This is a genomic window from Dyadobacter sp. CY312, from assembly GCF_021390535.1.
Classification (GTDB): Bacteria; Bacteroidota; Bacteroidia; order Cytophagales; family Spirosomataceae; genus Dyadobacter.
The window spans coordinates 209,145-221,371 of record NZ_JAJUXG010000012.1 but is presented as its reverse complement, the minus strand read 5'-3'; the positions used below and the strand labels follow the sequence as shown (position 1 = coordinate 221,371).

The 12,227-nt window shown below is 38.6% G+C and carries 9 protein-coding genes; 4 read left to right on the top strand and 5 right to left on the bottom strand.

The window, feature by feature from the left end; genetic code table 11:
* Positions 1-58: 58 nt before the first annotated feature.
* Both LZG71_RS17710 and LZG71_RS17705 read left to right on the top strand, forming a co-directional pair.
* On the top strand, positions 59-967 hold the full coding sequence (locus LZG71_RS17710; protein ID WP_233822528.1) for an ROK family protein: 909 nt from the start codon (positions 59-61) through the stop codon (positions 965-967).
* Between the two features lie 90 nt (positions 968-1,057).
* Entirely contained in the window at positions 1,058-1,768 is a 711-nt protein-coding gene (locus LZG71_RS17705; protein WP_233822526.1) for a glycosyltransferase family 2 protein, read from the top strand.
* Positions 1,769-2,395: 627 nt separating this feature from the next.
* On the opposite strand, the gene LZG71_RS17700 is transcribed toward LZG71_RS17705, so the two are convergent.
* The 5 genes from LZG71_RS17700 to murB all read right to left on the bottom strand — a co-directional run bounded on the left by LZG71_RS17700 (position 2,396) and on the right by murB (position 10,340).
* The gene (locus LZG71_RS17700) at positions 2,396-4,138 is read right to left on the bottom strand and encodes a glycosyltransferase family 39 protein (protein ID WP_233822524.1); all 1,743 of its coding nucleotides are present in this window, start codon (positions 4,136-4,138) and stop codon (positions 2,396-2,398) included.
* A 440-nt stretch (positions 4,139-4,578) separates the two neighbouring features.
* The gene (locus tag LZG71_RS17695; protein ID WP_233822522.1) at positions 4,579-6,066 is read right to left on the bottom strand and encodes a hypothetical protein; all 1,488 of its coding nucleotides are present in this window, start codon (positions 6,064-6,066) and stop codon (positions 4,579-4,581) included.
* Positions 6,067-6,256: 190 nt separating this feature from the next.
* A complete protein-coding gene (locus tag LZG71_RS17690; RefSeq protein ID WP_233822520.1) occupies positions 6,257-8,029 on the bottom strand; it encodes a T9SS type A sorting domain-containing protein in 1,773 nt (590 codons plus the stop codon).
* 53 nt (positions 8,030-8,082) lie between these two features.
* Positions 8,083-9,309: a hypothetical protein gene (locus tag LZG71_RS17685; RefSeq protein WP_233822519.1), complete on the bottom strand. Its 1,227-nt coding sequence runs from the start codon at positions 9,307-9,309 to the stop codon at positions 8,083-8,085.
* Positions 9,310-9,323: 14 nt separating this feature from the next.
* Positions 9,324-10,340, bottom strand: a complete 1,017-nt coding sequence (gene murB / locus LZG71_RS17680) for a UDP-N-acetylmuramate dehydrogenase (RefSeq protein WP_233822518.1) — start codon at positions 10,338-10,340, stop codon at positions 9,324-9,326.
* Between the two features lie 152 nt (positions 10,341-10,492).
* On the opposite strand from murB, the gene LZG71_RS17675 reads away from it, so the two are divergent.
* Both LZG71_RS17675 and gmd read left to right on the top strand, forming a co-directional pair.
* Positions 10,493-11,017 (top strand): SPOR domain-containing protein, encoded by a 525-nt coding sequence (locus LZG71_RS17675; RefSeq protein WP_233822516.1) that lies wholly within the window; start codon positions 10,493-10,495, stop codon positions 11,015-11,017.
* 44 nt (positions 11,018-11,061) lie between these two features.
* On the top strand, positions 11,062-12,174 hold the full coding sequence (gmd, locus tag LZG71_RS17670; protein WP_233822514.1) for a GDP-mannose 4,6-dehydratase: 1,113 nt from the start codon (positions 11,062-11,064) through the stop codon (positions 12,172-12,174).
* Positions 12,175-12,227: the final 53 nt, after the last annotated feature.

Below are 12,227 nucleotides of genomic sequence, written 5' to 3'. Positions count from 1 at the left end.
GCAATTTTACTAAATTGCCGCATTTTTAAATTTATTTATTAAACCCATATTTGATTTCATGGAACAGTACCTCGGTATAGACGTGGGCGGCACCAACGTAAAAATGGGGATCGTTGATGCTTCGGACGGAAGAATATCCAATTTTTATAGCCACGATACCGCTAGCTGGCGTAGTTCAGGCCATTTTATAGATCGACTTGGCGATGCAATTGCCTTACAACTGGTAGAGTACCCCGAAGTAAAAAGGGTGGGCATAGGAGTTCCCGGTCTTACTAACCGAGCACGTACAACTTTAATTGAAATTACAGCTATTCCTGAAATCGACGGTATCACGATTGTGCCGGATTTGAAAAAACGTTTTCCAAATCACGATTTTTTTCTTGAAAATGATGCCAATGCTGCGGCTTTGGGAGAGTATTATTTTGGAGAAGACAAGCTGCCTGAGGATTACATTTTCGTAACACTGGGAACTGGAATCGGAGGCGCTGCCATTATTGATAAAAAGGTATTTAAAGGTGGAGGCGGAAATGCCATGGAACCTGGTCACGTACCATCTAAAAATGGGAAGGTGCTGGAAAGAAATATCGGAAAAAAGGAGCTTCTGGATATGGCGAACGCCATGAGAGCCGAATATACTGGCACCACTCAACTTCCGGCAGATGGAACCATTTCGACTACCGGTCTGGTTGCAGCGGCATCAGCAGGAGACGAATTGGCAAAACAAATTTTCTTTGAAATGGGTTATCTTCTGGGAGAAGGCCTGGTCTCCATGATACGCATTCTGGACATCACCACCATTTTGATTGGCGGCGGTATTTCCGCATCTTTCGAATTTATTCTGCCGGCTATTAACGATCGTTTCCAATACTGGCTAACGCCTTATTACCTGAAAACGATTACCATTAAAAGAGCAACTCTGGCTAATGATGCCGGGCTTCTGGGAGCCGCTTCGTTGTGCTTTGAATGATAAGTAAAAGTCTTTCTTATTACACCCCGTTTTATGAAAATGGGGTGTAATATTATTTCTCACAACTATTGGTTTACATATATTATCCTAATGAAATTATCTGTTATAGTACCTGCTTACAACGAAGAGAAAACTATAATTACAGTACTCGAAAAACTAAAATCGGTAGAATTGGTTGGAGGCTTTTGGAAGGAGATCGTAGTCGTGAACGATTGCTCAGCAGATAATACAGAAGGGAAAGTGATACAGTTTATTGCAGAGAACCCTCAGATCGAAATCAGTTACTTTAAACATGACATTAACCGGGGAAAAGGTGCGGCGCTACATACAGGCATTCGCAAGGCAAGTGGCGACTACATTATTGTTCAGGATGCCGACCTAGAATATGATCCGGAAGAGTTCAATATACTGTTAAAGCCTGTAATAAACGGGTATGCTGATGTAGTGTATGGTTCCCGGTTTATGGGTGGTCGCCCCCATCGAATCCTTTTCTTTTGGCACACCATTGGCAACAAATTCCTGACCTTCCTTAGTAACATGTTCTGTAACCTCAACCTTTCAGATATGGAAACATGCTACAAGCTATTCAGAGCTGATTTGATTAAAGGCCTTGATCTTCAGGAAAAACGATTCGGATTTGAGCCAGAAGTGACCGCCAAAATTTCAAAAATTCCTAAGATAAGAATTTACGAAGTGGGGGTATCCTATTACGGACGAACCTATGAAGAAGGTAAAAAGATCAATTGGAAAGATGGCTTCCGGGCTATTTATTGCATTTTAAGGTATGGATTAGGAAGCTAATTTTCGCTTTCAATATAATATATAAGCCCAGAAATAATCAGAATTGATTCCATTTCAGGGCTTATGTTTACCAATCGTTGTTGTGAAACGAATTCTCCTCATTTATAAGATCGTAGGGCTATACAATTTCCCGATCATCTTCAAACACTATCATGATTTCATCGGATTTAGGAGTGCAGTAAAAATCCCTTTACAAGCGTAGAGAAGTTAGTTTTCTACCTACACCATACTGACAATATCAGTAAGTTCCTGTTCAATTTTCAGATATCCTTCAAGACCATCACGGGAAGGCGGTCCAGAGCTAAATGATTAGATACAAGGCTTATTCCACGTTCTTTGAAATTCTGGAAGGCCCGATTCTGGTATCTTACTAAATAGGCATGGCCGCCACTTCAATTATTCCCGAAGTTGTGATTTCCGCCTCATTATTTTATCACAACAAAAAGCTCTTCATCGGCAGGCTTCCAACGTTACAAAATTTATTATTGAGCCAAACCGACAGTAGCGAACAAACCCAAAATCAAACTGGTTGAGAGTATAGTTTTTATCACGGTAATCGAATTACCATAACATATTATTTTTAACAAATTAATGGGCAAGTGTGATTGTACTGGTATTAAATGAGGTCTAATTACTCTTATTATGGTGAACACCATTTCCACTTTTTTCGGGAACATATACCATAGTATTTGCACTCAAATATTCCTTTATATAATAGATACCATTGTAAAATAATCTGTCCCCAGCATCTATATCTGCAATAATGAAATCAGGATTAAAATCCCTTTTCTCCAATAAGTAAGATGGGTTTTGCACGGCGACATGTGCAAATTGTCTTCCCCGCTTTCTAAGAATATATTGATATCCGTAGTCATAACTTGCCTCATCGAAATAAAAGCCAATTCGTTCCGCATGAATTGAATCTGCAAATATCTGAATACTCTTTTTTGCAGGCCATAATTCCCCCCATATCATTTGTTCCCCAGAATTAAACACCACACTTTCCTGCATTAGGTTTGATTGTTTCTCCGGTTGTATTTGCAATCCAATATGTTTATTGATCATGGGAAAAACTATATTAAAAAACCATGACGTGGAAAGTAAAGGATGTGTAGCACTAAGCAAAGAAAATGGCAGTGCATTAATCCATAAGACAAAAAGCAGTATTTTTTGAAAATAAGTCGAAAATGACCCGTAGATAACGCCTATTACTGGTGCTATTAGGATGAAAAAAGGAATATGCAACCTCGATCCATAAATTTGATAACCTATGAAAGTACAAAACAGTACAATACTGGCAATAGTAAGTATCAAATAACATCTTACTATTAATAGAGACTTCTGAAATAACATTATAATTAATGAAATAAGTATAATCCAAGTAGCCAAAAAATTATTTGCAAAATCTTCATTAAAATTAAGTTTATTCATTTTAAAGGTCATACCCATACCATCTGCATTCAAGGGAATACCCAAAAAACTGTGAAATTGAATTAATTGCTTTTCCAAAAATAAATTATAACGATTACCGGGTGAAATAAATCCCAGTTGTAGAAACAGGTGTTTTGAAACTGAGGAAACGATTGCAGCCGGAGTGTGAAGAGCGTTTCTATTGCCGTTGCTTATTGTTCCTATAGGACTATCAAAGATTTTATTGGTTCGAAACCAGAAAGGTACATTAAGCAATAAGGTTAGTATTATTACGTATGTACCTAGTAGGAAAAAAATCTTCCATGACCCTTTTCGGAAAAGTGAAGTTATTAAATAAATGCCAAAAGGTGCAACATAAAAAACAAAAGTCCCCTTGGTCATTATACCAAGAGCAACAGAGGCGGAGATTAGTACAACAGTTGAGCGTTTAGGAAGATTCAGATAGTCAAATACATAAAAAGAGACTCCAATAATAAAAAAGGAAACTACAAGATCATTTTGTGTAGTCATTGATTCCAAAACGACGATAGGAATAGTTGCCGCAAAACATAGCGCAATTCGCATTGCACGAATAGATCCAGAAAATATTTCAACTAAAAGTGAAACGTACATCAGTATACCTAGAAGACAAAACCACTGTAGCAACTGTAAAAATCGGTCGCTTCCAGTTAACAAGTAGTTATGCAAGTGCACATATTCCGAAAATGGACTAAACGAAATAGAGCGAATAATGTGTGAAGCATAATGCTCAACACTTTTATTTTGAATCCAGTATCCAAGTCGACTAAGATGATAACTTAATGAGTCAAGATTATTGGGAGGTGAAACAATTGCAACAAAAAATGTGATTAACAAAAGAGAGGTTAGTATGATCTGAGTGAGCTTACCCAATTGCTTAATAAATGACAACCCATTTATTAAGCAAGATTTCCAAATCATAAAAAAACTGTAATGGGATTTTATTCTAGAATACAAAAAAAACAATGCAACATTAAGTATACCCCAAGTAATATAAAGATTAAAAGTGGTTATAAGGTTAAAAAAACCTAATAGCTCTGTAGTTATTCCAATAAAAAAAAATATTAAAATAAGTGATGCTAAGGCCGACCGTCTGAACGATTGAGGCCTGTTTTTGTATACTCCAATGAAAAAATTCACAAAGGACAACAAAAACGCTATTGGTACCAAAAGAATCATAAAAGAACGCAAATAGTAAGTGAATGGAAATCTTGAATTCAAGAATCAACTGCAAGTATATTATACAATAATGTATTGGTTATTATTAATCTGCCCAAAGCCATTCAAATGTACCCCCTGAACTTCAGAGGTAGGAAAAAAACTTCCGCGAGTTGACGTATATGACATGCTCAATTATTTGGTCATTTAGTGTCCGCATCCGGCGCCATATACTTTTCATAAAAAGAATCTGGATCCCCAACGTATTGATTTGCCGCATCTTGTGACCATTTATCTTTTAACACCTCATATACGTTGGGGTATGCATCGTAAGGTATAGGTGTAAATGTCGCTTCGCTACTCATTAATGCGCTGAACCTGTTAAAAGTTGCTGCTCTTAAAATTCTTGATAAACCAATTAAAGAGGATGTCAGCAACATGATCGCAAGAAAAATCATTATACCAGAGCCACGCATTAATGCATAAGTCTTCTGCAATGTGAGCGATGTGAGTGGATAAAAAAGATACATACCGATGATTAAAGAAATTGGCATCATTCCCCTCAGTAGAAAATCATTTGCGTCCCCTAACCTATAAAATGGGAATAACAATCCTAATGAAACAATTAGGATATAAGGAACCTGATCAAGAAAAGGCAACTGCATTCTTCTTAAATAAGCATACACAACCGCAAAGAGAGCCATATTAATTCCCACGTTGATTATATACTCCGGTAAAACATTGCTCTTACCTTCATTAAATTGCCATAAAAAACCTGATACGGTTGATTTATTGTGAGAGAAAAAAAACATAAGTATTGGTAAGCAGACCAGACAGGGAATGATAACTTTAGTACCGATCCTCATCCAATCAAGTCGAAATCGGCCAATCACCCAGCTTCTTATCACCAAAACTCCTACAATAATGCCACTTACAAAGGAAGGAAAAACAGCCCACCAAAATGAGAGTGCTATGGGTAAAACTAATAGATCGGTATTGTATCTTCTGATTAAGATATAAACAAACATTCCCCCAATGATTAAAGTCGGAATGGTTTGATTTGGAACCCATAACAAATGTTCAAAGTTAGACCAGTTTTCAATTCCAAAGTTACCAAATTCATAAGGTCGGATAGAAAACAGAGCTAATACAGCCTTTATAACCCTTGGCAAATCTCCAATAAATAATACCAGCCAAACGTAAATAAGTCTCTTATTTAAAGCAATATAAACCCAGCCAATTCCCAGGGTCAATCCCAGCCAGGTCCATATGAAAATCACTAATTCGTTGACCGACCCAGTAAACTTCGATACCAGTGCTGGAATCACATAAAATCCATAGTAATAAGAGATTACGGGGCCCTCTTTTGGAAATTTAATTGGCCAGGATGATTTAAATAATTCGTAAAACTTTACATTATGTCCCCAATAATCAACATTTTGAAAGACATAACCATTTATTCCACTTACAACTGTCAAAAATAGAGTCGTCGCGCCAATAAGAAATAAATCTCTAGAAGAAAAAATTTTCACAGCCTGAAAAGTGGTTTCTTTCCTGTCATTCAAAAGAAGATAAGATAGCATAAGTACTCCACAGACAGCTATTGGAATATTTACCCAATAGACATAAAAAATTAAATTTGGAAGTAAAAGATATATTATACTAAGATTCCTTAAAGACTTTTCACTCATTGCCATTAAATAAAAGCTATGCTTTTTTATATCTATAATTGTTAAAAATTTACGTCGCAATTACGCTTAATAAACCTCATCTGTCGATTAATAATTCTTACGTCCTGGGAATGCACGAATACATAAGTATGTATTCTGATTATACCTAAATAGCACTTTGCATAAAGGAACCGACTCAAAGAAGTATTAATTATCTCTTTACTATCTTTTTGCTAAGAATTTTACCGTTTACATCTTCCATAGTTACGAAATAAAGACCCGCAGGCCATGTTGAAACTTCAACATCATAATATTCAACTGCCTTCAATCCTTTCGAGAAATAAACCCTACCGGTTAAATTATGAATAGTCAATTTCCCAGTTGCGGGCTGTTGAAAATTAACTTTCAGAAGATCGGTCACAGGGTTAGGATATAAATGCCAGTAAGAATTGTTGTTAGCTGTCTCAACACCTAAAATAGGTGAAGTTTCAATAGTTATGTTATTAAAAGAGAAAGCTCCCAGTCCTCGCTTGTTTGTAAGGAAGGGGCCACTTAAAAACCCAATTAAAAGACCAGTGGGATCAGGTAAGTTTTTAGGCATGAATGATGGCAAATAGCTAATTTTCGTTGCATTTGCAGGTTCTTTCAGAGTTAATATCACCTTGTTACCTTCGGCTCTTCCTGATGACACCTGCTGATTGATCTCATTTCCATCAAGATAGAAAAAATCTTTTAAGCGTAAAGTGAGTGGCTGTCCATCCTGGCCTTTTACAGTGGTATCGGCAGCCCATTTCAATTCCTGACCTTCGCTGAAGGTTAACACAATCTCATCCTTTTTTTCTGTTGTATAAGCGGCCCGTACAATGTCCGGGCAACGAACGTTGTCCAAATCTGTGGATTTGTAAACACTTGGTCTTATAAAACGAAATAACCGTCTCCCCAATTCCTCATAACCAGCACGAGAATAATGTACACCATCGTAACCGGGAGTTGCTATTGGTGTAAAATGATCAGTTTTTTCATACAAATATTTAGTTCTTCGCAAAAAGTCTCTGATCAGTCCGCCAACAGGATTTGGATTGGTGTGATTTAACAAAATCAGATTGGCCTGTAATACTACAAATTCCTCTACTGTTTTATAATCTGTAATCCAATTCTTGTAAAGGAGGTCATACTCTTGCGGATAGTTAGTAATATATTCAAATATTTCTTGCTCTCCATGAACCCAAAAAAACTTCCTTATCCGAGTTGGATTTGCTTTTCCCACTCTGTTCAGTAACGAACCGTACAAAGTGTTAGGATTTGCCGGATTCGCCTGATCACGCATCAAAAAGTCACTAATCTTTTTCCCTGGTATCGACCCATTAATTACACAGGTTGGTATACCTTCTTTTTCTATAATATTTCGTTGTAGCTCAAGTCCCCAGGCACCTACATAAGTCCAAGACCACGCAGCTGGTATCCACATTGTATCCCCAGGGGTAATGACTGGATTGTTATCAGGAATCCTTGCAATAGTTCTTGCATATTTACTTGACCAATCTCCAAAAATAGTTGCCGAGGCATTAGACTGACCACTTATCACGTAGAAATCACCAGCTACAACCTCATTACGTTTTATTATCGAAAGAGAGTCCAACTCTTTACAGGCGAATACTTCAAAGCTGTAATCGGCCAGTTCAGCTTTGATTTGAGGTTTCATTTCAAATGATGCCGAACTTTTTCCAGCGTAGTTTAAAACAGATTTCTTGTACCCCACACGTTCTCCGTTTCTATAGACAACCACCGAAAAGTGACTCCATCCAGGAATTTCTATGATGCCGGAAATTGGAACCTCAGCAAGGTTATTATCATCCCTAGCGTACAACTGCATATCTTTCGGTAGCTGATTGAACACTACCGAATACACTCTTTGACCGTAAGTTTCCGCACAGAAAACCAAGAGAAAGAGTAGTCCAATTATTTTTTTTGATGTAAAATTCATCTCATTAACAATCTGTTTTTAGAAGTGGTATATCGGAATCAAAAATATACTAATTATTTCACATTCAGAGTTTCGCTCTTGTTACATCCATAAAATGACAATGACCAGTGGTTATCAAACATTGCCAAAAACCATAGCACCATTATCATCGGAAGTGAATATTTATCCCATGAAAGTTGCGCTTTCCCCAGAAGCAGAATGTTAAACAATACAACACAACTGGCAAAATTGAAATGAGGCGAAATGAAGCGCATTAGCATGATCATCATTAGTATTCCAAAAAGACATTGTTTGAGTAGTCCTGTGATACCTATGGTTACAAGAAATTGATCTACATAGCCTAGGTATGGCCAGGTGAAATATGGATTATAAGCCTGTTTTGCCGGGAAAAATGATACCAGTAGAATGACGAGCATTACCAGGGCAGCAAAGAAGCGCGGATGATTGCGCGGATAATCTATAAAATATCGAAATTTTCCGGTCAGTATTATTTCAGGTATCACATAGTACACCGCCAGCACTACCGAAGAATATAGTACATACCCAAAGTTGTATTTTACAAGCTTATCAGAATCGTAATACTGATCGGCCATTACGCTGGACGGAGCAGGCCCGTTCCAAAGTAAAATCCAGGGAACGATACTCAAAACAGCTGCCACATAAAGCATCCAGGTTCTGTCAGAAAGCATGTTACTGATAAACTGACTCACATTTGCACTTCGCTTTAAAATCACAAAAAGCTCATAACATACCACAGCTGCAGGGAACGCCAGCATATACTGCCGACAACACACCGACGCCACAAAAAACACAACCGCTAACCAATGTCTGCCCTTGACATAAGCCACGGCACCGGCAAGCGCTGTTGCCATCGCAAATATGTCTGTATAATAGTAGACGCTGCATAAATAGTAGTTTGGAAAGGCAAGCAGGCCTGCCAGACATATAAAAAAACGTCTGGATTTATTCGGAGCTGACCATACGAATGTCATCAGTAACAGGAAACTAACACCGAAGGTCAGTAATCGAAGGTACTGAATGTTTTCTCCAAATATACTGACCACCCACCCACCCAGGATAAACGGGATAGGAGTATTGAGTTCGTTATAACTTTTAAGCAGATGGATAGAAGGTATTGGTTCCTTGCTGAACGTAACTGCTGCGGTCAGATAATGGTGTTCATCCTGATATAAGGCTCCGTTAAAGTTATCTTTTAGAAAAAACACGGCAATAAAGAGCAACAAAAGAAAAAGTGAAGTGTAAACTTTACGCGGATGCATATAAATATCTATTTTTAAACAAAGTTAACTTCTGTTGAGAGCTGAATTCCAAACTTATCTGCCACTGAAATTTTTATCTTTTCTGACAGTAGTTTAATATCCTCTCCCCTTCCTCCACCATAGTTGACAAGTACTAATGCCTGGCGCTCATGAACGCCAATTTGCCCTTCGCGGTAGCCTTTCCATCCGGCTTGCTCAATTAACCACCCCGCAGGAACTTTGATTTTACCGGGCTCAGTTGGATATCCCGGCATGTTTGGAAACTGCTCTTTCAAGCTGTTATAAAAAAGCTGATCTATTTCTGGATTTTTAAAAAAGCTGCCTGCATTGCCAATTCTGGCAGGATCCGGTAATTTACTTTGCCGAATTCTGATCACGGCATTGCTGATCGCGCCTATTGAAAGTTCTTTAACTTGCATTTCCGCAAGCGTGTTGCGAATGTCTCCATATTCAACCCGGAAGACCGGGACTTTTTGCAGCTTCATTACCACACCTGTTATGATGTAATGGTCTTTCAGCTCTTTTTTAAAGATACTTTCACGATATCCAAACTGGCACTCTTCATTGTCAAATACGCGCACCTCACCATTATCTATTGAGATGGCCCTAACGCTCTCAATCACATCTTTTACTTCTACACCGTAGGCTCCGATATTTTGCATGGGTGCAGCGCCAACCGTTCCTGGTATCAGTGACAGATTCTCGATTCCAGCGTAATTGTTGTTTACACAATACAACACCAACTCATGCCAAACCTCTCCGCCTCCTACATTGAGTGATATGGTCAGATCGTCTTCTTTAACTACCTCAATACCTTTGATATTGGGATGGATAACAAGAGCATCTATATTTTGGGTAAACAAAACATTACTTCCCCCGCCAAGAATAAACCGGGGAATTGTTAGATAGCGCGGGTTTCTCAATAACGATTGAAGATCGGCTTCCGACTTCACATCTGCGAAGTATCTGGCTTCTGACTCAAGACCGAATGTATTTAAATCACGAAGTGAAACGTGCTGCTTAATTTCCATGAACCAAAATATATTAACCTTGCAAAGTTAGCTATTACATTCAAAATAGTGCTGAATTGGTGATTCTTCCAATTTTGGTTAAGTTTGCAAGCTTATTCGGAATCAAATAATGTATGCTGCTGAAAAATAAACTTCTTTTTTGGACCTTAAACATGGCTCTGCTCACAGTGCTGGGTTGTAGTAAGAAAAGTGTTGTCAGTTCTTCCAACAGCGTTTATGGTGATGACCTTGCCAAAGTAAGACCTAAGTTTGAATACACCGAGCCGGTTGAAAAAGTGGCAGAAACTACAAAACCAACACCTGTACCTTCTTCTCCAAAAGCACCAGCGGACAAGCCCCTTTATGTAAACAAGAAACTGGACTCAGCTTTGGATTCTCTATCCAGACAGAACAAATCCATCAAATACATCAGCGGATACCGAATTCAGCTATATGTAGGAAATGTGAGACAAGAAGCGGATGCCGCCAAGTCATACGTTTATCAGGTTTTGCCGGATCTAACTCCTTATGTCTCCTATTCTCAACCTACATATCGCGTAAAAGCAGGTGACTTCATTTACAGAAGTGACGCGGAACAATACCTGGAACAAATTAAACTTCAGTATTCCTCGGCTGTGATACTTGCAGATCGTGTTGAGATCAAAAAGAGCCTCATGGTGAATTCGAGCATTGAATAAACCTCATAACAGACTTAAAATTATTTTTTCTATACATACTGACAATGAAAAAAGCACTCATTACGGGTATAACAGGACAAGACGGGGCGTATCTTGCTGAGCTACTGCTCAGCAAAGGATATGAAGTTCATGGTATCAAGCGAAGAAGCTCTCTATTCAACACACAAAGAATAGACCACATTTACGAAGATCCACACGAAAAAAACATACGTTTCCACTTGCACTACGGAGATTTGAGTGATTCGACTAATATTATCCGGATCATTCAGGAAGTTCAGCCGGACGAGATTTATAACCTTGGGGCTATGTCGCACGTACAGGTAAGTTTTGAAGAACCTGAATACACGGCTAACGTAGACGGTATAGGAACACTCAGAATCCTGGAAGCAGTGCGTTTATTGGGACTTACTAAAAAAACTAAAATTTACCAGGCTTCAACCTCAGAGTTGTACGGGCTGGTTCAGCAGGTTCCACAATCTGAAACTACGCCATTCTATCCTCGTTCACCTTACGCAGTTGCGAAATTGTATGGTTACTGGATCACAGTTAATTATCGTGAAGCTTACGATATGTTCGCTGTAAACGGAATTCTTTTTAATCATGAATCTCCTTTACGTGGTGAAACCTTCGTAACACGCAAAATTACCCGTGCTGTTGCACGTATAGCATTAGGTTTACAGGACAAAGTGTACCTTGGAAATCTTGATGCTGAGCGCGACTGGGGTCATGCAAAAGACTTTGTGGAAGCTATGTGGCTTATATTACAGCAAGAAGTGGCGGAAGACTTTGTGATTGCAACCGGTGTTACAACGCGCATCCGTGAGTTCGTTCGCATGGCATTTGCAGAAGTAGGCATCGAATTGGAATTTACAGGTGAAGGCGCTTCCGAAATCGCAAAAGTCGTTAAGTGCAGCAATCCCGACTTCCAGGTAGAAATTGGCAAGGAAGTGGTTGCCGTAGATCCTCGTTATTTCCGTCCAACAGAAGTTGAATTGCTTATCGGCGATCCTACCAAGTCGATGACAAAACTTGGATGGAAACCTAAGTATGATCTTAAAGCACTTGTGAATGATATGGTAACTTCCGATCTGGCATTATTCAAAAAGGATCGTTTGCTGGAAAACAGCGGACACAGAGTTCCAAACTACTACGAATAAGATTATTTAAGACAACCACATAGAAAAAGCCCTCAATGGACATCCATTAAGGG

Bases quoted from the DNA above. Each gene is read 5' to 3' on its own strand.
- LZG71_RS17675 (WP_233822516.1), top strand. From the start codon at position 10,493: ATGGCTCTGCTCACAGTGCTGGGTTGTAGTAAGAAAAGTGTTGTCAGT.
- LZG71_RS17690 (WP_233822520.1), bottom strand. From the start codon at position 8,029: ATGAATTTTACATCAAAAAAAATAATTGGACTACTCTTTCTCTTGGTT.
- LZG71_RS17695 (WP_233822522.1), bottom strand. From the start codon at position 6,066: ATGAGTGAAAAGTCTTTAAGGAATCTTAGTATAATATATCTTTTACTT.
- murB (WP_233822518.1), bottom strand. From the start codon at position 10,340: ATGGAAATTAAGCAGCACGTTTCACTTCGTGATTTAAATACATTCGGT.
- LZG71_RS17710 (WP_233822528.1), top strand. From the start codon at position 59: ATGGAACAGTACCTCGGTATAGACGTGGGCGGCACCAACGTAAAAATG.
- LZG71_RS17700 (WP_233822524.1), bottom strand. From the start codon at position 4,138: ATGATTTGGAAATCTTGCTTAATAAATGGGTTGTCATTTATTAAGCAA.
- LZG71_RS17705 (WP_233822526.1), top strand. From the start codon at position 1,058: ATGAAATTATCTGTTATAGTACCTGCTTACAACGAAGAGAAAACTATA.
- gmd (WP_233822514.1), top strand. From the start codon at position 11,062: ATGAAAAAAGCACTCATTACGGGTATAACAGGACAAGACGGGGCGTAT.
- LZG71_RS17685 (WP_233822519.1), bottom strand. From the start codon at position 9,309: ATGCATCCGCGTAAAGTTTACACTTCACTTTTTCTTTTGTTGCTCTTT.